General features: G+C 36.7%; 21 protein-coding genes. 17 read left to right on the top strand and 4 right to left on the bottom strand.

The features are described 5' to 3' along the window. The 8 genes from ACODS7_RS25860 to uvrC all read left to right on the top strand — a co-directional run. Positions 1–694 (top strand): BclA C-terminal domain-containing protein (locus tag ACODS7_RS25860; protein WP_488827893.1); only part of this gene is annotated, 694 nt, incomplete at its 5' end. Positions 695–889: 195 nt separating this feature from the next. Further along, positions 890–2,575, top strand: coding sequence for a long-chain-fatty-acid--CoA ligase (locus ACODS7_RS25865; protein ID WP_000414744.1), 1,686 nt, complete (start codon positions 890–892; stop codon positions 2,573–2,575). A 105-nt stretch (positions 2,576–2,680) separates the two neighbouring features. Further along, positions 2,681–3,268 (top strand): fatty acid metabolism transcriptional regulator FadR, encoded by a 588-nt coding sequence (gene fadR, locus ACODS7_RS25870; RefSeq protein WP_000742223.1) that lies wholly within the window; start codon positions 2,681–2,683, stop codon positions 3,266–3,268. An 11-nt stretch (positions 3,269–3,279) separates the two neighbouring features. Continuing rightward, positions 3,280–4,056, top strand: coding sequence for an enoyl-CoA hydratase (locus tag ACODS7_RS25875; protein ID WP_243169048.1), 777 nt, complete (start codon positions 3,280–3,282; stop codon positions 4,054–4,056). Positions 4,057–4,134: 78 nt separating this feature from the next. Beyond that, the gene (gene etfB, locus ACODS7_RS25880) at positions 4,135–4,908 is read left to right on the top strand and encodes an electron transfer flavoprotein subunit beta (protein ID WP_016080146.1); all 774 of its coding nucleotides are present in this window, start codon (positions 4,135–4,137) and stop codon (positions 4,906–4,908) included. A gap of 36 nt (positions 4,909–4,944) precedes the next feature. Next, on the top strand, positions 4,945–5,922 hold the full coding sequence (gene etfA, locus ACODS7_RS25885) for an electron transfer flavoprotein subunit alpha (protein WP_000101946.1): 978 nt from the start codon (positions 4,945–4,947) through the stop codon (positions 5,920–5,922). Between the two features lie 211 nt (positions 5,923–6,133). Beyond that, complete coding sequence (gene trxA, locus ACODS7_RS25890; RefSeq protein ID WP_001018944.1) at positions 6,134–6,448, top strand: thioredoxin; 315 nt, start codon at positions 6,134–6,136, stop codon at positions 6,446–6,448. Positions 6,449–6,596: 148 nt separating this feature from the next. Then, a complete protein-coding gene (gene uvrC, locus ACODS7_RS25895; protein ID WP_000544296.1) occupies positions 6,597–8,381 on the top strand; it encodes an excinuclease ABC subunit C in 1,785 nt (594 codons plus the stop codon). A 115-nt stretch (positions 8,382–8,496) separates the two neighbouring features. Here uvrC and ACODS7_RS25900 read toward each other — a convergent pair whose 3' ends face one another. Next, the gene (locus ACODS7_RS25900) at positions 8,497–8,946 is read right to left on the bottom strand and encodes a YslB family protein (protein ID WP_000042214.1); all 450 of its coding nucleotides are present in this window, start codon (positions 8,944–8,946) and stop codon (positions 8,497–8,499) included. Positions 8,947–9,245: 299 nt separating this feature from the next. Between ACODS7_RS25900 and sdhC the strand changes: the two genes are divergently transcribed. The 4 genes from sdhC (at position 9,246) to ACODS7_RS25920 (ending at position 12,972) form a co-directional block, all read left to right on the top strand. Next, positions 9,246–9,872 (top strand): succinate dehydrogenase cytochrome B558, encoded by a 627-nt coding sequence (sdhC, locus tag ACODS7_RS25905; protein WP_000678354.1) that lies wholly within the window; start codon positions 9,246–9,248, stop codon positions 9,870–9,872. Positions 9,873–9,885: 13 nt separating this feature from the next. Further along, a complete protein-coding gene (gene sdhA / locus ACODS7_RS25910; protein ID WP_000676743.1) occupies positions 9,886–11,679 on the top strand; it encodes a succinate dehydrogenase flavoprotein subunit in 1,794 nt (597 codons plus the stop codon). Next, positions 11,672–12,433, top strand: coding sequence for a succinate dehydrogenase iron-sulfur subunit (sdhB, locus tag ACODS7_RS25915; RefSeq protein ID WP_001291830.1), 762 nt, complete (start codon positions 11,672–11,674; stop codon positions 12,431–12,433). The genes sdhA and sdhB overlap by 8 nt, the downstream gene beginning before the upstream one ends. A gap of 92 nt (positions 12,434–12,525) precedes the next feature. After that, positions 12,526–12,972, top strand: coding sequence for an acyl-CoA thioesterase (locus ACODS7_RS25920; RefSeq protein WP_000822727.1), 447 nt, complete (start codon positions 12,526–12,528; stop codon positions 12,970–12,972). A gap of 36 nt (positions 12,973–13,008) precedes the next feature. On the opposite strand, the gene ACODS7_RS25925 is transcribed toward ACODS7_RS25920, so the two are convergent. Continuing rightward, on the bottom strand, positions 13,009–13,788 hold the full coding sequence (locus tag ACODS7_RS25925) for a M15 family metallopeptidase (protein WP_243169047.1): 780 nt from the start codon (positions 13,786–13,788) through the stop codon (positions 13,009–13,011). A 265-nt stretch (positions 13,789–14,053) separates the two neighbouring features. Here ACODS7_RS25925 and motA point away from each other — a divergent pair, with 265 nt between their 5' ends. Continuing rightward, complete coding sequence (motA, locus tag ACODS7_RS25930) at positions 14,054–14,848, top strand: flagellar motor stator protein MotA (RefSeq protein WP_000344862.1); 795 nt, start codon at positions 14,054–14,056, stop codon at positions 14,846–14,848. After that, the gene (gene motB / locus ACODS7_RS25935) at positions 14,838–15,626 is read left to right on the top strand and encodes a flagellar motor protein MotB (protein ID WP_016080148.1); all 789 of its coding nucleotides are present in this window, start codon (positions 14,838–14,840) and stop codon (positions 15,624–15,626) included. The genes motA and motB overlap by 11 nt, the downstream gene beginning before the upstream one ends. Positions 15,627–15,650: 24 nt before the next feature. Here the strand turns inward: motB and ACODS7_RS25940 are convergent, their stop codons facing one another. After that, a complete protein-coding gene (locus tag ACODS7_RS25940; protein ID WP_016080149.1) occupies positions 15,651–16,478 on the bottom strand; it encodes a 5'-nucleotidase, lipoprotein e(P4) family in 828 nt (275 codons plus the stop codon). 343 nt (positions 16,479–16,821) lie between these two features. Between ACODS7_RS25940 and ACODS7_RS25945 the strand changes: the two genes are divergently transcribed. The 3 genes from ACODS7_RS25945 (at position 16,822) to ACODS7_RS25955 (ending at position 19,485) form a co-directional block, all read left to right on the top strand. Beyond that, positions 16,822–17,706, top strand: a complete 885-nt coding sequence (locus ACODS7_RS25945) for an ABC transporter ATP-binding protein (protein WP_243169046.1) — start codon at positions 16,822–16,824, stop codon at positions 17,704–17,706. 2 nt (positions 17,707–17,708) lie between these two features. Then, entirely contained in the window at positions 17,709–18,935 is a 1,227-nt protein-coding gene (locus tag ACODS7_RS25950; RefSeq protein WP_016080151.1) for an ABC transporter permease, read from the top strand. Positions 18,936–19,053: 118 nt separating this feature from the next. Continuing rightward, positions 19,054–19,485, top strand: a complete 432-nt coding sequence (locus ACODS7_RS25955) for an Rrf2 family transcriptional regulator (protein ID WP_000512998.1) — start codon at positions 19,054–19,056, stop codon at positions 19,483–19,485. A gap of 59 nt (positions 19,486–19,544) precedes the next feature. Here ACODS7_RS25955 and ACODS7_RS25960 read toward each other — a convergent pair whose 3' ends face one another. Then, positions 19,545–20,210 (bottom strand): aquaporin, encoded by a 666-nt coding sequence (locus ACODS7_RS25960; protein ID WP_000913213.1) that lies wholly within the window; start codon positions 20,208–20,210, stop codon positions 19,545–19,547. Between the last annotated feature and the right edge of the window lie 183 nt (positions 20,211–20,393).

Consider the following 20,393-nt stretch of genomic DNA (forward strand, 5'->3'; position numbering starts at 1 on the left):
TCCAACGGGAGCGACAGGAATAACAGGAGCAACGGGTCCAACGGGAGCGACAGGAGCAACAGGAGCAACAGGAGCAACAGGTCCAACGGGAGCGACAGGAATAACAGGAGCAACAGGCCCAACGGGAGCGACGGGAATAACAGGAGCAACAGGCCCAACGGGAGCGACGGGAATAACAGGAGCAACAGGCCCAACGGGAGCGACGGGAATAACAGGAGCAACAGGCCCAACAGGAATAACAGGCCCAACGGGAGCGACGGGTGCCACGGGAGCAACCGGTACAAGTATCACGGCGACATATGCATTTGCAAATAATACGTCGGGAACAGCGATATCGGTCCTTCTTGGTGGAACGAATGTCCCGCTTCCAAATAATCAAAACATTGGTCCAGGAATTACTGTTTCTGGTGGGAATACAGTATTTACGGTTGCAAATGCTGGGAATTATTATATTTCATATACGATTAATATAACGGCTTCACTATTAGTTAGTTCACGGATTACAATTAATGGAGCACCACTTGCTGGGACGATTAATGCTCCTGCGTTAGCAACTACATCATTTAGCGCAACAATCATTACAACTCTTGCAGCAGGAGATGCTATTAGCTTGCAATTATTTGGTTTGTTAGCTGTCGCAACATTATCAACAACTACTCCAGGAGCAGTGTTAACGATAATAAGATTGAGTTAAACTATAACTATAACTCTCTTACTCTTTTAAGATTAAGAGAGTTTCTACATATAATAAGAAGTTAATGAAGTAAAGCATAGTTATATAAAAGTCAGAATATTATGATTATAACGTTATGGTGACTATAATATAATGAAAATAACCATCATGAATGAACATTCATTTATTTTTTATGTATTTGAAGGGGGAATGAAGGTGGAAAAACCATGGTTGAAAAGTTATCCAGAGGAAATTCCGAGTACGATTTCTTATGATATTCAGCCGCTTCATAGATATGTAGAACAGATGGCTTCTCGCTACCCAGAAAAGAAAGCGCTTCACTTTTTAGGGAAGGATATTACGTTTTCGGACTTCCATGATAAGGTGAAGAGGTTTGCAAATTATCTTCAAAAGCTCGGTGTGGAAAAGGGTGATCGAGTTGCTATTATGTTGCCGAATTGTCCGCAAGCTGTAATTGGTTATTACGGTACATTACTTGCGGGAGGTATCGTAGTACAAACCAATCCACTGTATACAGAAAGGGAATTAGAATATCAGCTTCATGACTCGGGAGCAAAAGTAATTCTTTGTCTCGATTTAGTGTTTCCAAGAGTAACGAATGTTCAATCTGCTACAAAAATTGAGCATATTATCGTAACTCGTATTGCAGACTTTTTACCATTCCCTAAAAATCTATTGTATCCATTTGTGCAGAAAAAACAGTCGAATTTAGTTGTGAAAGTATCAGAGAGTGAAACGATTCATCTTTGGAATTCAGTAGAAAAAGAAGTGAATACGAATGTTGAGGTGCCTTGTGATCCTGAAAATGATCTAGCTCTTTTACAGTACACAGGAGGAACAACCGGATTTCCGAAAGGAGTTATGTTAACGCATAAAAACCTCGTCTCTAACACGTTAATGGGAGTTCAATGGTTATATAATTGCAAAGAAGGAGAAGAAGTCGTTCTTGGGGTTCTTCCATTTTTCCATGTTTATGGTATGACAGCTGTTATGAATTTAAGTATTATGCAAGGATACAAAATGGTCCTTATTCCAAAGTTTGATATGAAAATGGTTTTTGAAGCGATTAAGAAGCATAAAGTGACATTGTTTCCAGGGGCACCAACTATTTATATCGCTCTTTTAAATAGTCCGCTTTTAAAAGAATACGATATTTCTTCTATTCGTGCTTGTATTAGTGGATCAGCACCACTGCCAGTAGAAGTACAGGAAAAGTTCGAAAAAGTTACAGGTGGTAAACTAGTAGAGGGATATGGTTTAACAGAATCCTCTCCGGTTACACATAGTAATTTTTTATGGGAAAAGCGAGTGCCAGGTAGCATCGGAGTTCCGTGGCCAGATACAGAAGCAATCATTATGTCGCTTGAAACTGGTGAGGCATTACCGCCAGGAGAAATAGGTGAAATTGTAGTGAAAGGCCCTCAAATTATGAAAGGATATTGGAATAAGCCAGAGGAAACAGCGGCTGTATTGCAAGATGGCTGGCTCCATACAGGTGATGTTGGCTACATGGATGAAGATGGATTCTTCTATGTAAAAGATCGCAAGAAAGATATGATTGTCGCGAGTGGATTTAATGTGTATCCTCGTGAAGTTGAAGAAGTATTATATGAGCATGAAAAAGTGCAAGAAGTAGTGACAATTGGAGTTCCAGATCCGTACCGAGGAGAGACAGTTAAAGCATTTGTTGTGTTAAAAGAAGGGACGGAATGCTCTGAGGAAGAATTAAATCAGTTTGCACGTAAATATTTAGCGGCTTATAAAGTGCCGAAAGTATATGAGTTTAGAGATGAATTGCCGAAAACGACAGTAGGGAAAATTTTACGCCGTGTTCTAATAGATGAAGAGAAGAGAAAGAATGAGGATGAGCAAACGGGCTAAGGCCCTTTCTTTTTGAAAAAATAGGATTGACACTTTTCTAAATAGTCAGTATTATAAGAATATGAATGACTATTCATTCATATTCTTCTTGAAGGGGACAGTAAAGTGAAGAAAAATAGACCGAAATACAATCAAATTATTGATGCGGCAGTCATTGTGATTGCGGAGAATGGGTACCACCAAGCGCAAGTTTCTAAAATCGCAAAGCAAGCTGGAGTAGCTGATGGCACGATTTATTTATATTTTAAAAATAAAGAAGATATATTAATATCCTTATTCCAAGAGAAGATGGGAGAATTTGTCGAAACAATTCGTCAAAAAACAGCAGGAATTGAAAGCGCTGTATCGAAGTTATTCATGTTGGTAGAAACGCACTTCTTGCTGTTGTCGCAAAATGATCCGCTTGCTATCGTTACGCAATTAGAGCTGAGGCAGTCCAATCAAGACTTGCGCCTTAAAATAAATGAAGTATTAAAAGGCTACTTACAAGTTATGGATGAGATTTTAGAGACTGGTATAAAACAAGGTGAATTTCAAGCAGATTTAAATGTTCGCGTGGCAAGACAAATGATCTTTGGAACAGTAGATGAAGTTGTGACCAATTGGGTAATGAGCGATCATAAGTATGATCTGGTCGCACTTTCAAAAACGGTACACGGGCTACTTATTGCAGCTTGTGGTTATCGTCAATAATGGGAGGGATCATGTTGAAATTCCTATCTGTAAGAGTTGAAGATCATATCGCGGTGGCGACGTTAAATCACGCACCAGCGAATGCGATGTCTTCACAAGTTATGCATGACGTTACTGAATTAATTGATCAAGTGGAAAAGGATGATAACATTCGTGTTGTTGTTATTTACGGTGAAGGACGTTTCTTCTCAGCAGGAGCAGATATTAAAGAATTTACATCTGTTACTGAAGCGAAGCAAGCAACAGAATTAGCACAGCTTGGACAAGTTACGTTTGAGCGTGTTGAAAAATGTTCAAAACCAGTTATTGCGGCAATTCATGGAGCGGCACTGGGCGGCGGCCTTGAGTTTGCTATGTCTTGCCACATGCGCTTTGCAACTGAAAGTGCAAAACTTGGTTTACCTGAATTAACACTTGGATTAATTCCTGGCTTTGCAGGTACACAGCGCTTACCACGTTATGTTGGGAAAGCGAAAGCTTGTGAAATGATGTTAACAAGTACACCAATTACTGGTGCAGAAGCATTAAAGTGGGGACTTGTTAACGAATTGTTCTCTGAAGAATCATTTTTAGATGATACGCTTAAAGTCGCAAAACAAATTGCTGGAAAAAGTCCAGCAACAACTCGTGCTGTACTAGAGTTATTGCAAACGACAAAATCTTCTCATTACTATGAAGGTGTACAACGTGAATCACAAATTTTTGGTGAAGTATTTACGAGTGAAGATGGAAGAGAAGGTGTAGCTGCATTTTTAGAAAAGCGTAAACCTTCGTTTAGTGGCAGGTAGTTCAATTATTTTTTTAATATAAATTAACAGAAAATTAAAATTGATAGAATCTTTCTGAAAAACAAGGGGGTAAATGGAATGAACATCTACGTACTCATGAAACGAACATTTGATACAGAAGAAAAAATCGTAATTAAAAACGGTGCAATTTACGATGGCGAAGCGGAATTCATCATCAACCCTTACGATGAATATGCAATTGAAGAAGCAATTCAAGTAAGAGACGCACAAGGTGGAGAAGTTACAGTTGTAACAGTCGGTGGCGAAGATAGTGAGAAAGAACTTCGTACTGCATTAGCAATGGGCTGTGATAAAGCGGTATTAATTAATATTGAAGATGATGTAGAAAATGGTGACCAGTTCACGACAGCAAAAGTGCTTGCTGAATATTTAAAAGATAAAGATGCAGATTTAATTTTAGGCGGAAACGTTGCAATTGATGGTGCATCTGGACAAGTAGGGCCACGCGTAGCTGAAGCGTTAAATATTCCATATGTAACGACAATTACAAAACTTGAAATTGACGGTACAAATGTGAAGATTGAGCGTGATGTTGAAGGTGATACAGAAGTGATTGCAACTTCATTACCAGTTTTAGTAACAGCACAGCAAGGTTTAAATGAACCACGTTATCCATCGCTACCAGGTATTATGAAAGCGAAGAAAAAGCCACTAGAAGAAGTAGAATTAGATGATTTAGATTTAGAAGAAGATGATGTGGAAGCAAAGACAAAAACAATTGAAATCTATTTGCCTCCTAAGAAAGATGCAGGAAAAGTGTTACAAGGCGAGCTGCAAGATCAAGTAAAAGAACTTGTATCGTTGCTCCATACAGAAGCGAAAGTAATCTAATAAAATACGAAATTATATATGCAGGAGGGAAAATCTATGGCTCGTAAAGTATTAGTAATGGGTGAAGTTCGTGATGGATCGCTACGTAACGTTTCGTTTGAAGCGGTAGCAGCAGCAAAAACAATTGCAGAAGGCGGTGAAGTAGTAGGTCTTCTAATTGGAGACAGCGTTGCCTCTTTTGCAAATGAATTGATTCATTACGGTGCAGATCGCGTTGTGACAGTTGAAAATGATAAATTAAAATCATATACATCTGATGGTTATGCACAAGCGTTTTTAGCTGTACATGCTGAAGAAAATCCAGAAGGTATTGTCTTTGGGCATACGGCACTTGGTAAAGATTTATCACCAAAATTAGCAGCGAAGCTTGAAGCTGGTTTAGTTTCTGACGTAACTGCTTTAGAGGTTGAAGGTGGAAATGTTATCTTCACTCGTCCAATTTACTCTGGTAAAGCATTCGAGAAGAAGATTGTAACAGACGGCATCTTATTTGCGACAGTGCGTCCAAATAACATTGCAACTCTGGAAAAAGATGAGTCTCGCAGCGGTGACGTATCTTCTATTACAGTTGATGTGAAAGATTTACGTACAATTATTCAAGATGTTGTCCGTAAAACAGCAGAAGGTGTGGATCTTTCTGAAGCGAAAGTTATTATCGCTGGCGGACGCGGTGTGAAGAGTGAAGAAGGATTTAAACCATTAAAAGAGTTAGCTGACGTACTAGGCGGCGCTGTTGGGGCATCTCGTGGTGCTTGTGACGCTGAATACTGTGAGTACTCATTACAAATTGGTCAAACTGGTAAAGTTGTTACGCCAGATTTATACATTGCATGTGGTATTTCTGGTGCGATTCAGCATTTAGCAGGTATGTCTAACTCAAAAATAATCGTTGCGATTAATAAAGATCCAGAAGCAAGTATCTTCAAAGTAGCTGACTACGGTATTGTTGGTGACTTGTTCGAAGTTGTACCTCTTTTAACAGAAGAGTTTAAAAAGTTAAAAGTACATTCATGATTTAAGTACCCTTGAGTTCCAAGTGAAGTACCCCTATATATAGAAAAAGGTGAGAGATCCCCTGTCTCTCATCTTTTTAGTATTTAATCCGTATTTTTATATAGTATAAAGGAACATTTTTTTGTTACAATACATAACGATACATATTATTCGCCACGTATATAAGTTAATGATATACTCTTGGTAGAATATACTTGAAGGAGGAAATAAAATGGCAATTGTAAACGCAAATGACCAAAGCTTCGCAGCTGAAACTAGCGAAGGTGTTGTATTATTAGATTTCTGGGCACCTTGGTGTGGACCTTGTAAAATGATCGCTCCTGTATTAGAGGAAATCGATGCAGAACTAGGCGAAAAAGTAAAAGTAGTAAAAGTAGATGTTGATGAGAACCAAGAAACTGCTCGTCAATTCGAAGTAATGAGCATTCCAGCTCTTTTCGTATTAAAAGACGGTAAAGTAGTTGATCAAACGTTAGGTTACAAACCGAAAGAAGCGTTAGTAGAATTAGTTTCTAAACATTTCTAAAATAAAAAAGCTACCAGTTGGTAGCTTTTTTTATTTTCTTTTTTACAGTCTTTCCGTTACAATAAAAGAACGTATGTTGGGTGTTTGGGCATAGTATGTTTTCAAGGGAAAATAAAAATGCTAAGTATGTAGAAATGGAGGGAGACGAGTGCACGAACATTTGAAAGAGAAGTTGGCTATTTTACCAGATCAACCTGGTTGTTATTTGATGAAAGATAAGCAAGGAACGGTTATATATGTTGGAAAGGCAAAAGTGCTTAAAAATCGTGTGCGCTCGTACTTTACTGGTTCACATGATGGGAAAACACTGCGGCTTGTAGGAGAAATTGTTGATTTTGAATATATTGTAACCTCTTCGAATTTAGAAGCACTTATTTTAGAGTTAAATTTAATTAAAAAATATGATCCGAAATATAATATTCAATTAAAAGATGATAAAACATATCCTTTTATTAAAATTACGGCGGAGAAGCAACCACGCTTACTCATTACTCGAAATGTAAAAAAGGATAAAGGAAAGTATTTTGGTCCTTATCCAAATGCACAATCTGCTCATGAAACGAAAAAACTGCTAGATCGTATGTATCCGCTTCGGAAATGTACGAATATGCCAGATAAAGTTTGTTTGTATTATCATATGGGTCAATGTTTAGCGCCGTGTGTGAAAGAAGTGACGGAAGAACAAAATAAAGAAATTGTAGATGAAATTATTAAGTTTTTAAATGGTGGACATAAAGAAGTTCGTTCAGAATTAGAAATAAAAATGTATGAGGCCTCAGAGAAACTAGAGTTTGAACGTGCAAAAGAGTTGCGTGATCAAATTGCTCATATTGATGCGATTATGGAAAAACAAAAGATGATTATGAGTGACTTAGTGGATCGTGATGTGTTTGGATATGCAGTGGATAAAGGATGGATGTGTGTTCAAGTTTTCTTCGTTCGAAAAGGAAAGCTAATTGAACGTGATGTTTCTATGTTTCCAATTTACGATGAACCAGAAGAGGGCTTTTTAACGTTTATCGGCCAATTTTATGAAAACAGTAGTCATTTTAAGCCGAAGGAAATTGTCGTTCCAGGAAGTATAGACTCGGAATTAGTAGAGCGCTTTTTAGAAGTAGAAGCAACACAGCCGAAACGTGGTAAGAAAAAAGACCTTGTAGAATTAGCAAATAAAAACGCAAAAATTGCTCTTGAAGAGAAGTTTTACTTAATTGAACGTGATGAAGAACGAACGATTAAAGCAGTAGATCATTTAGGGAAGCAGCTTGGGATTGAAACGCCGTATCGTATTGAAGCGTTTGATAACTCAAATATTCAAGGAACAAATCCTGTTTCTGCAATGATTGCTTTTATCGATGGGAAACCGGCGAAGAAAGAGTATCGAAAATATAAAATTAAAACGGTTCAAGGACCAGACGATTATGAGTCTATGAGAGAAGTTGTGAGGCGCCGTTATACAAGGGCGCTTAAAGAAAATTCACCCTTACCTGATTTGATTATTATTGATGGAGGAAAAGGCCATCTAGCGGCTGCAAGTGATATTCTGGAGAATGAGCTCGGATTATATATTCCGATGGCAGGTCTTGTGAAAGATGATAAACATAAAACCTCCCATTTAATTATTGGGGATCCACCGGAACCTGTGATGCTTGAGAGAAATAGCCAAGAATTTTATTTATTGCAGCGTATTCAAGATGAGGTGCATCGATTTGCGATTACATTCCATCGTCAATTACATGGGAAATCTGTCATTCAATCAGCATTGGATGACATTCCAGGAATAGGTGATAAACGGAAAAAGGTATTGTTAAAACATTTTGGTTCATTAAAGAAGATGAAAGAAGCTTCTATAGAGGAATTTGTCGAAGCGGGTATGCCGAAAAATGTCGCGGAGACGATTTATACGTATTTAACAGATAAGAAGACGTTGTAGTTTACAACGTCTTCTGTTTTTTGGTATAATTTCTGAAGATTTAAAATAAACGAATCTGAATGAAAATACAAAAAAGTCAACTAAACTGATATGTCTAGTTGACTGTAGGTAATGCTTACACTTCAATGAGATCTTTTATATCCCATTTTACAAGAAATGTAATAGAGTCAGAACGTTTTTTCTTTTCTTCGTATGACTCTGCAACGACGTTCCGTTGCTTTTGAATTTGTTCAGCGATGAATCCAGCTTCTAGTTGATAAGAAGAATGTCGTTTTTGTTTTTGACGTTCTGCAATGAGTGTGCCTTTAAGTTGGAACTGCATTTCACGACGCTTATGTTCAATAATGCTTAAAGTGCCCCAGCCAGCTTTTTCAAAGAACTGAATGACTTCTTCAATTGTTTCTAGCGGATATTTTCTTGCAAGGTTTCTACCAGACCAGTATAAAATACCATCTAAATCGTTGCCGATTAAATCAGGTAGTAATTCTTCACGTAGCAATTCATAAGCGAAGGCGTTCAATGAAACATCTTCTAAAGATGTTATATCGATTGTATTTTTGCTCACAATATTCCCCTCTTTCTATAGGGATTATTATATAACATTTTTCATTTATAAAAACAGATTTTTCTTTAGGGAAATCTGAATATCTAAGAAGAAAAAAAGAATTGCCAAATTATATGCAAATTATGTATACGTTTTCTTGACGCTTCGACAAAAATAGGGGTAAAATGAACTTGTTATCAAATTATGCTGAAATATTTCGAATAATTTTTTCAGTTTTTCTTATGCCAATAGTGAAAAAACATTATTGTTATAAATTAATCTGAAAACAGCAGTCAAACATTCAAGGGGGTAATGGGGACATGAAAGGCCGCGAGTATACGTTTCGTAAGTGGCACTCATTAATGGGGGTCATCCCGGTTGGTGTCTTTTTGACGCAACATCTAATTGTAAACAACTTTGCAACAAGAGGAGCAGAGGCTTTTAACAAAGCTGCAGGCTTTATGGAGCTCCTTCCATTCCGGTATGCGCTAGAAATTTTCATCATCTTTTTACCGATACTGTACCATGCTATATATGGCTTATATATTGCATTTACAGCTAAGAACAATGCGGTTTCTTACGGTTATTTCCGTAACTGGATGTTCGTTTTCCAAAGAATTTCAGGTATCGTTACGCTGATTTTCATTTCTTGGCACGTCTGGGAAACTCGTATTCAAGCAATGTTAGGTAAAGAGGTAAACTATGATATGATGGCAGATATTTTAAACAATCCAGCTATGTTTGCATTCTACTTAGTTGGTGTTGTTTCAACAATTTTCCACTTTGCAAATGGACTATGGACATTCTGCATCAGCTGGGGAATTACAGTATCTCCACGTTCACAAAGAATCTCTACTTATGTAACATTAGCTATTTTCTTAGGTCTATCTTATGTAGGTGTGAGTGCATTATTAGCGTTCATCGATCCACAGCTAGCAAATCAGTAAGGAGTGGGAGAGCATGAAAGGGAAACTTATAGTAGTCGGCGGTGGCTTGGCTGGCTTAATGGCAACGATTAAAGCGGCAGAAGCAGGAGTAAATGTTGAACTGTTTTCTTTAGTACCAGTAAAACGTTCACATTCTGTATGTGCTCAGGGCGGAATTAACGGTGCCGTAAATACGAAAGGTGAAGGGGATTCTCCATGGATCCACTTTGACGATACAATTTATGGTGGAGACTTCTTAGCGAACCAACCACCAGTTAAAGCAATGTGTGAAGCAGCACCTGGTATCATTCATTTAATGGACCGTATGGGTGTTATGTTCAACCGTACGGAAGAAGGACTTCTTGATTTCCGTCGATTTGGTGGAACACAACATCACCGTACAGCATTTGCTGGTGCAACAACTGGACAGCAATTACTTTACGCATTAGATGAGCAAGTACGTCGTCACGAAGTAGCAGGACTTGTAACGAAATATGAAGGTTGGGATTTCTTACGAGCTGTTGTTGATGATGAAGGTGTGTGCCGAGGAATCGTTGCACAAGATTTACAAACTATGGAGATTAAAAGTTTCGGAGCTGATGCCGTGATTATGGCAACAGGGGGCCCTGGTATCATTTTCGGAAAATCAACAAACTCCATTATTAATACAGGTACAGCAGCTTCTGCTGTATATCAACAAGGTGCATATTATGCAAATGGTGAGTTCATTCAAATTCACCCAACGGCAATTCCTGGAGACGATAAATTACGTCTTATGAGTGAATCTGCACGTGGTGAAGGTGGACGTGTTTGGACATATAAAGATGGTAAACCATGGTACTTCTTAGAAGAAAAATATCCGGCTTACGGAAACCTTGTACCTCGTGATATCGCAACGCGTGAAATCTTTGATGTTTGCGTAGAGCAAAAACTAGGTATTAACGGTGAAAACATGGTGTACTTAGATCTTTCTCATAAAGATCCGAAAGAATTAGATATTAAACTTGGTGGAATCATTGAAATCTATGAGAAATTTACAGGGGATGATCCTCGTAAACTACCAATGAAAATCTTCCCAGCTGTTCACTATTCAATGGGTGGACTATGGGTTGACTATAAGCAAATGACGAGTATTCCAGGTTTATTTGCAGCAGGTGAGTGTGATTATTCTATGCACGGTGGTAACCGCCTTGGTGCAAACTCACTATTATCAGCAATTTACGGTGGTATGGTAGCAGGACCAAACGCAATTGAATATATGAAAGGTCTTTCTAAATCATCAGATGCTGTTTCATCTACTGTATATGAGCAAAATGAATTAATCGAAACAGAGAAATTTAACAATATTTTAACGATGGATGGTAATGAAAATGCATATGTTCTTCATAAAGAGCTTGGAGAATGGATGACAGATAACGTTACAGTAGTTCGTGAAAATAAAAAGTTATTAGAAACAGATGCGAAAATTGAAGAGTTAATGGATCGTTACAAACGTATTAACATTAACGATACAGCGAGATGGAGTAACCAAGGTGCTTCATTTACACGTCAACTTGCAAATATGTTTGAGTTAGCACGTGTTATTACAATTGGCGCATATAACCGTAATGAGAGCCGCGGTGCGCATTACAAACCTGAATTCCCAAATCGTGATGATGCAAACTTCTTAAAAACTACTATGGCAAAATTTGAAGGAGAAGGAAATGCACCAGCATTCCATTACGAAGACGTTGATGTTTCATTAATTAAACCACGTAAACGTGATTATTCTTCAAAACATGATGTAGCTGCTAAGGGTGAAGAGAAGGGGGATAAACAACATGTCTGAGAAAACAATCCGCCTCATCATTACGAGACAAGATGGACCAGATGCACAAGAGTTTGACCAAGAGTTTGAAATTCCATATCGTCCTAATATGAATATTATTTCGGCGCTTATGGAAATTCGTCGTAATCCTGTTGATTCAAAAGGAAACCAAACAACTCCGATTGCATGGGATATGAACTGCTTAGAGGAAGTATGCGGTGCATGTTCGATGGTTATTAACGGAAAGCCACGTCAATCATGTACGGCTCTTATTGATCAATTAGAACAGCCAATTCGCTTAAAGCCGATGAAGACATTCCCAGTTGTACGTGATTTACAAGTTGACCGCAGTCGCATGTTTAATGCTCTAAAACGCGTTAAAGCTTGGATTCCAATTGATGGTACGTATGACTTAGGTCCAGGACCAAGAATGCCTGAGAAAAAGCGTCAATGGGCTTATGAGCTTTCAAAATGTATGACATGTGGTGTTTGCTTAGAATCGTGTCCAAACGTAAACAGTAAGTCTGACTTTATTGGACCAGCGCCGTTATCACAAGCTCGCTTATTCAACTCACATCCAACGGGTGAAATGCATAAAGCAGATCGCTTACGTGCAATTATGGGAGATGGAGGACTAGCAAACTGTGGTAACTCTCAAAACTGTGTGCAATCATGTCCGAAGGGTATTCCTTTAACAACTTCAATTGCGGCATTAAACCGTGATACAACAATTCAATCGTTCAAAGATTTCTTTGGTAGCGATAATAACTATTAATAAATATTGCCTCTTCATCTTGAAGAGGCAATATTTATAATTATATTTTTCAGTTTATTCTGTTTTTTTTTTGATAGGAAGGGGAAATAGCGTTGAAGAGAATTTCTTATATTGAAGACTTCGAGAAATGGGAAAGTGGATTTTCATTTTACAATCCTGTAAAGGTTCGTTTTGGTGAAGTAGATATGTTTGGACATGTAAATAATGTCGTTGCTTTTACTTATTTTGAAGAAGCTCGTATCGCGTTGTTTAAAGAACTTGGATTTATGCAAGAGTGGACACATGCATCATCAGAAACGATGATCGTTGTTGCGGATTTACAATGTAATTTTATTAAGCAAATATATTTTGATGAACAGTTGAAGGTGTATGTAAAGGCAGGATCGGTTGGGAACTCTTCTTTAGATCTACATTATATGGTGAAGAATGCAGAAGGAGAGGTTTGTTTAGTAGGTCGTGGAATGATGGTTCAAGCGTCGAAAAAAACAGGAAGAGGCGAACCATGGCCTGAAGAATGGAAGAAGAAATTACTACAATGATAGAGTGAAAGAAAAATAAGAGAGCAATTTGCTCTCTTATTTTTTGTCTTCCATCGCTTCTTCTAATGTTAAGTGATGTTTATATAGGTATGTAGCGTATGGATTACCAACGTAGCGTAAGTGCCATGGTTCATATGCATATTCTGTTGTATCTGTTTTATCTTCTAAGTAACGGATGACAAAGCCGAATTCATGAGCGTGTTCCGCGACCCATTTTCCTTCTGCTGTCTCTCCAAAGATAGGCTCTAATTGAAATTTAGCTGTTTTTGAACTAATATCCATTGCTAAACCTGTTTGGTGTTCACTTGTACCAGGAATTGCGCTTACTGAATTAGCCTCAGCTTTTCCTTGACGTCTAACGTATGTATCATGCAACGATTTTTGGCGTTTGTATGAACGATAACCAGATACAGCTGTAAGATCAAGCCCTTCTTTTTTCACAGCTTTGAACATGTTTTCAAGTGCCTCTGCAGCATCTTTGCGTAGTAATGTTTTTTCTTTATCTTTTGGACTAGTAAATGGTACGTTTGGTCTTGTTAAGTCTTCAGGAGTGTATCCATCTGGCAGTTTTCGATGTTTATTAATTAAGACAAGATTCGATTTTGGATTTGTTACAACTGAAAAGTCATTGTCTATTTTCTTTGCATTATGATCAGCTTTTGGAAAATCAGGGATTTCTTCTTTTGGGTGGTTAGTATGTTTTTGACTTTCGACAGCTTTCGCTTCATTATGTAGTGGTGATTTAGAACCAAAGTAAGTGAAAGATGTGATACCGATTACAATAGTAGTGGCAGAAATAATTATTATCTTTTTCATAATGCCTTGTAATCACAGTCCCTTCTTAATAAAATGTGTATCGTTTTTTATTATAAATCTAGTTTGTTGGAAAAGGAATATAAGAGTCATAAAGTAATAGAAATGCAAAGAAAATGTCAGAAAATGTGTAAATTTGTAGTATTTTTTTATATAATTCATTTCTTATCTTTCATGAATTGCATTTTTTATGTAATATATATACATAAGAAGATGTAGCGATTATCGAGAATAAAGAACTTCTTGTATAGACTAGGAGTGAATGGGAATGGATTTTGCAACAATTATTGGACTTGTTTTAGGGTTTTTAGCAGTGGTAGTAGGGATGGTCGTCAAGGGCGCTGACGTAACAGCCTTATTAAATCCTGCCGCAGCATTAATTATTTTTATCGGTACATTTGCTGCAGTATGTATTGCATTTCCGATGAATCAACTAAAAAGGGTTCCAAAACTATTTAAAGTTCTTTTTGGTTCAAATAAAAAGGATTTAAGTTATGAACAGTTGCTAGAATTATTTGTTCATTGGACATCTGAAAGTAGAAAATACGGTATTTTGTCTTTAGAGCAACAATTAGACAAAATTCAAGATGAATTTCTTTTGCGCGGTATGAAATTTGTGATTGATGGCGTATCCGCAGAAGATTTAGAGCAGATTTTGGAATCTGAATTAGAGGCAATTGAAGAAAGACATGCAAAAGGAGCTGCTATTTTTTCACAAGCTGGTACGTATGCACCGACATTAGGAGTTTTAGGTGCTGTTATCGGTCTTGTAGCTGCGCTTGGTAACTTAACTGATATTGAAAAGTTAGGTCATGCTATTTCGGGTGCGTTTATTGCAACGATTTTTGGTATTTTTTCAGGTTATGTATTATGGCATCCATTTGCAAATAAGTTAAAGCAAAAATCTTCAGCTGAAATTGAGAAAAAACGTTTAATCATTGATTGTTTATTAATGTTACAAGAAGGTACATATCCGTTTATTATGAAGAACCGCATTTTAGGTGCACTTTCTGCAACTGAGCGTAAAAAGCTAGAAAAAGGAGCAGAAAAAAATGCGGAGTAAGAAAAATAGAAGAGGCAAAAAGAAAAAACATGATGAGCATATCGATGAAACGTGGTTAATTCCATATTCTGATATGTTAACGTTGTTATTTGCATTGTTTATCGTTTTATTCGCAATGAGTAGTATAGATGCTGCGAAGTTTAAACAGATGGCAGTTGCTTTTCGAAGTGAATTAGCTGGGGGAACAGGTAACAAAGAATTTTTAAGTGATCAAAAGCCAAATGAGGAAAAAGAATTATCAGCAAGTAGCCTTGAGGCAGAACAAGCAAAGAAACAAGAAGAAGCTAGAGCTAAAGAAAAAAAAGAGATGGATGAATTGAAAGCATTACAAAAAAAGATTGATCAATATATTAATGAAAAACAATTATCCTCTTCTTTTCAAACTAAATTAACTGAAAAGGGATTAATGGTGACAATATTAGAAAATATACTGTTTGATTCGGGGAAAGCAGATGTGAAATTAGAATCTTTAGGGATTGCAAAAGAGATGTCTAGCTTACTTGTTTCAGCGTCACCTCGTGAAATTACAGTATCCGGTCATACGGATAATGTCCCAATTGCCAATGCACAGTTTGCGTCGAATTGGGAATTAAGTACGCAGCGGGCAGTTAATTTTATGCAAGTATTACTACAAAATAAAGAATTACAACCAGAAAAATTTAGTGCGATTGGTTACGGAGAATACCGTTCAATTGCTCCGAACGATACACAAGAAGGAAAGGCAAAGAATAGACGTGTGGAAGTGTTTATCTTACCTTTAACAGAGAAAGCAAAATAAAGAGGATGGCGAATGCCATCCTCTTTATTTTGCATCAAATGATTTTAAATTGTCGCGACGGATTTTATCTTTTTCCGTATCTGATTTTTTGAAATCATAATCATATAAAGCGCCTTCCCAATCGCCATACATTGGATTCGGGAAAATAATGAATTTCTCACCAAATTGTGCTTTTGAATCTTCTACTGTTTGGTTACGATCTTTTACAGATTTTCCATCAAAACCTGTGAAATCAGATAAGTTATCACCGAAGAATAAGACAATATCATGAGTTTGAGAAACGAGTTCACGACGTTTTTCTTTTCCTTTTTCTTTCGGATCTTGTAGTAATATATGTTCTTTCGTTGCTTGAGGAGCACCTACACGCTCAAGATTTTTAATTGTTGCATCTAGTTGATTCGTTTTACGATTTGAGATGTAGTAAATATCTACACCTTTAGACTCTGTATATTTTAAGAAATCAATTGCGCCTGGAAGGGCTTCAGCCTCAGCTTTATTAATCCAATCATCCCATTTGTAAGGATAGCCTTTGCCTGTTTTTACGCTCATTGCTTGATGAGGACTGTTATCTAAAACAGTTTCGTCTAAATCAAGTACGATAGCAGGTTTTTTCTCTGTCCCTTTTGCAAGGACTGCATCAAGCTTTAATTGACCGATATTGTACCCTTGGTAGTAAAGTGCTTTCGTTTCGCCAGCTGTTTGATACCATAAATCAGCCATTAATTGCTGTTCTGTTAATTTTACTTTCTCTTCTTTCGCCACTGTTTTCTCTGGTGTTCCTGAACATGCTACAAGTGATGTAGATAGAACCGCTACAGATAATAAAGTGGTAATGCCCCTCTTCATCTTCATATGTATCCTCCTTGATGTTAGAAAATCATTTTATATTATATATTAAAATATAATATTTTTATATGAACATTTGCATATTGTCTTTTGTATATATAGTAGTATGTCCTATATTAGAAAGATGAGCAAAATAATAATAGTTATTTTGACAAGTTTTATTGTCGTAATGACAATTATAATTGACAAAAAGAGTTTTGTTATTTACAATTTTAACTAAATAGAACAAATGATGGATTAATGACGGTGTTTACATATAAGGGGATGAAGTGTAGTGCTATATTTTGTCTTGAATAAACATAGTCTTTGAAAGAGAATACGAATGATACTAAAGGGGAGGCTTTATACTTTGAGTTTACAAATTCAAAACTTAACGAAACAATTTGGGGAATCAAAAGCAGTTAACGGCTTGCAAATTTCGTTACCTAAAGGTGAAGTGCTAGGATTACTTGGGCGAAATGGTGCAGGGAAAACAACGACAATCAAAATGCTTCTCGGATTATTAACGCCTAATGAAGGATCTATTACATGGGATGGAAAATCATTTGGGACTAGTGGGGTAACGATTGGATATTTACCAGAAGAGAGAGGTTTATATACAAAAAGTAGAGTAATAGATCAGTTGCGATATTTTGGTAGATTAGAAGGAATGACGAAAAAAGAAGTAGATTTTGCTATTGATCACTGGTTAGATCGATTGGCAATACCAGAATATAAATTTAAAACGGCAGGAGAGCTTTCAAAAGGGAATCAGCAAAAAATTCAATTAATTGCTGCTCTTCTTCATAATCCTGAACTTCTCATTTTAGATGAACCATTCAGCGGCCTTGATCTAGTTAATGCTGGGATGTTAGCTAGCATTATTGAAGAACAAGTGCAGAGCGGAAAGACGATTATTTTATCAAGTCATCGTATGGAACAAGTAGAGGCTTTTTGCCAACATGTATGTATTTTGAAAAAAGGTGAAGCAGTCGTAAAAGGACAGCTAAGTGATATTAAGAAAGAATACGGTTTCCGTAATTTAACGATTGAAGATACAGTAGAGAATGAAAAAGGATTAGAAGCTATACATGTATCGTATGAAAAACAACAAGGCCTTCTTTATGTGAAAGTACAAGACGATGCGGAAGCTCTCAAGATTTTGCAACAGTTGCAAGAGCAAGGTGTTAGCTTACGACAATTCAAAATGTTAGAGCCGACGTTAAATGAAATCTTTGTAGAGAGGGCGAAATAACGATGCGTAAATTTTCTCACGTATTTTCATTTTATTTTAGGGAAGCGTTTTTATCTAAAAAATCATTAATTACGAGTGCGATTTTATTTTTAGTTGTGTTTGGGATTTTTGCATTTAATCATTTTACTTCAGGCGATGATAAAAATAAGGATAAAGATAAAATTGCAGTTGTAGTAGAGAGTTCCACATATAAAGTACAAAAAGATGAGCTAAATAAGCTATTGCCATCAGCAAAAATAACACTTGGTTCAAAGGATGATTTTGATAAACTGCATAAGCAAGTAGAAGAAGGCGATTTAGATGGTCTATTCCATGTGACAGAAAAGGGTGGGGCTCCATCGATTACATATATGTATAATGGATTTCCAAGCCAAGCAACTTCTGCAATTATGGCAGGATATTTAAAGCAACAATATACGATGGTGACGATTGCCAAAAATAATGTTTCACCAGAAATTGCACAGCAATTACAAACAGAAATTCAAGTAAAGCAAGAAGCGATAAAAGATCGTACATCTTCTTTCGGAATTGCCTATTTCTTTACATTTGCTTTATATATGTTTATTGTAGCGTTCGGAAATACAATCGCAATGAATATTGCATCTGAAAAGGCGTCACGTGTAATGGAAGTAATGCTTCCGAAAGTGAAGCCTCTTACGATGATGTATGCGAAAATTTTAGCGGTTGTTTCAACGGCTTTATTGCAACTTGTCATATTGGCGTGTGGTTATCTTATTCCATATTTGTTAGGTTGGGTCGATTTAGAAAGTGCCTCACTATTTGGTATTCCAATTGACTTTACGAAATTAGATGCAAAGGTTATAAGCATGTTTCTTGTTTATTTCATTACGGGATATTTACTTTATGCAATGATGTATGCTGCTGCTGGAGCTGTCGTGTCTAAGACGGAGGATTTACAAGCTGTATCTTTCCCGGTAATGATTTTAATTATGGCTGCATTCTTCATTAGTATTAAATCATTAAGTGATCCGAATAGTACTATCGTTGTTGTAAGTTCTTACGTTCCATTTTTTACACCGATGGTTACCTTCTCACGTATTGTAGCTGGTGAAGCAGGTATGCTAGAAATTACGATAACATTAGCAGTCTTATTGGCGACAATTGCGATATTAAATGCTGTTACAAGCCGCATTTACGTAAATGGTGTAATGAATTACTCCGACAAAGTGAAATTTAAAGATTTAGCGAAATTTATAAAGCGTCAATAATGAGAGAAAAGCATGATTTCCTATTGAAATCATGCTTTTTCTTTATGTATAAATTAAAAATAGTATATAATAATAAGAGTCGTCTTTTAATAGAATGAATAAAAAGGAGGGTGTGCAGATGGGGATTAGTAGTCGTTTTACAGTAGGTGTTCATATGCTGACATTACTTGCGATAGATCGAAACTCTCGCTGTACCTCTGAATGGATTGCCGGTAGTGTGAATACAAATCCAGTTGTGATTCGTCGCATTACAGGAATGTTGAAGAGAGCAGGGCTTGTTGATGTACAAGCTGGTAAAGGTGGTACGACACTTGCTCGAGATTTAGAAGAAATTACATTACTTGATGTATATAAAGCAGTGGAAGTTGTAGAAGAAGGACAGCTATTTTCCTTCCATGAAAATCCCAACATTGAATGTCCAGTAGGAGCTAATATTCAATCAGTATTAGAAATTATTTTAATGCAAGCGCAAGAAGCGATGGAAAACGTGCTTGCAAATGTAACGGTAGATCAATTAGTTACAAATTTAAAGTCTAAAATGAAAGAATAAAAAAGCGAGCTTCCTCATAATGAGGGCTCGCTTTTTTTTATTCAGAAATATTGAAAATTCTATTTTTCAGTATTTAAAATGAATTTACCTACGATAGCTGCGAAGATACCACCAAGAATTGGTGCTACGATGAATACCCATAGTTGAGAAAGTGCTTCTCCACCAACAAATAAAGCTGGTGCGATACTACGAGCTGGGTTAACAGATGTTCCAGTTAACGGAATTCCTAATAAGTGGATTAAAACTAATGTGAAACCAATTACTAGTCCAGCTAAAGAAGAACTTCCTTTTTTACCTGTTACAGCGACGATAACTAAAATAAATACGAAAGTTAAAATGAACTCAACTAAAAATGCTCCAGATAAACCAAGAGTTCCGAAACCATTTTGTCCTAAATTATCTAAAGGTGTTTTAGCAGATTTTAAAATTGTTACTAACGTTGCAGTTCCTAATAAACCACCTAAAATTTGAGCTAATACATAATAACAAAGTTCCATAGCGTTCATTCGTTTGTTGATGAACATAGCTACTGATACTGCTGGGTTAATGTGACATCCAGAAATTGTTCCGATGCTATATGCCATAGCTACAATAGATAAGCCGAAAGCCATAGCGATTCCTAATGTTCCAATTCCTTCGATTCCGCCGCCAGTGACAGCTACTCCAGTTCCGAATAATACAAGTACAAATGTACCAATAAATTCAGCGATTGCTTTTTTTAACATAATTTACCTCCTATTAATGCGCATGAAACGTATTATAACATACGTTTTAGTATAAACAGCCAATGAAATACTATTCTGATAAGGCGAAATAGGGGGACAATAAAAAAGAGTATGGTTCATCTCTATAGTGAAGTGACCCCTAAAAGTTAGACACGGTTATTTCATTAGGCAGCTTGATAAAAG

This window comes from Bacillus sp. FG16 (genome assembly GCF_057809515.1).

Bases quoted from the DNA above. Each gene is read 5' to 3' on its own strand.
- ACODS7_RS25875 (WP_243169048.1), top strand. From the start codon at position 3,280: ATGTTGAAATTCCTATCTGTAAGAGTTGAAGATCATATCGCGGTGGCG.
- etfB (WP_016080146.1), top strand. From the start codon at position 4,135: ATGAACATCTACGTACTCATGAAACGAACATTTGATACAGAAGAAAAA.
- etfA (WP_000101946.1), top strand. From the start codon at position 4,945: ATGGCTCGTAAAGTATTAGTAATGGGTGAAGTTCGTGATGGATCGCTA.
- trxA (WP_001018944.1), top strand. From the start codon at position 6,134: ATGGCAATTGTAAACGCAAATGACCAAAGCTTCGCAGCTGAAACTAGC.
- sdhC (WP_000678354.1), top strand. From the start codon at position 9,246: ATGAAAGGCCGCGAGTATACGTTTCGTAAGTGGCACTCATTAATGGGG.
- sdhA (WP_000676743.1), top strand. From the start codon at position 9,886: ATGAAAGGGAAACTTATAGTAGTCGGCGGTGGCTTGGCTGGCTTAATG.
- sdhB (WP_001291830.1), top strand. From the start codon at position 11,672: ATGTCTGAGAAAACAATCCGCCTCATCATTACGAGACAAGATGGACCA.
- ACODS7_RS25925 (WP_243169047.1), bottom strand. From the start codon at position 13,788: ATGAAAAAGATAATAATTATTTCTGCCACTACTATTGTAATCGGTATC.
- motA (WP_000344862.1), top strand. From the start codon at position 14,054: ATGGATTTTGCAACAATTATTGGACTTGTTTTAGGGTTTTTAGCAGTG.
- motB (WP_016080148.1), top strand. From the start codon at position 14,838: ATGCGGAGTAAGAAAAATAGAAGAGGCAAAAAGAAAAAACATGATGAG.
- ACODS7_RS25940 (WP_016080149.1), bottom strand. From the start codon at position 16,478: ATGAAGATGAAGAGGGGCATTACCACTTTATTATCTGTAGCGGTTCTA.
- ACODS7_RS25950 (WP_016080151.1), top strand. From the start codon at position 17,709: ATGCGTAAATTTTCTCACGTATTTTCATTTTATTTTAGGGAAGCGTTT.
- ACODS7_RS25955 (WP_000512998.1), top strand. From the start codon at position 19,054: ATGGGGATTAGTAGTCGTTTTACAGTAGGTGTTCATATGCTGACATTA.
- ACODS7_RS25960 (WP_000913213.1), bottom strand. From the start codon at position 20,210: ATGTTAAAAAAAGCAATCGCTGAATTTATTGGTACATTTGTACTTGTA.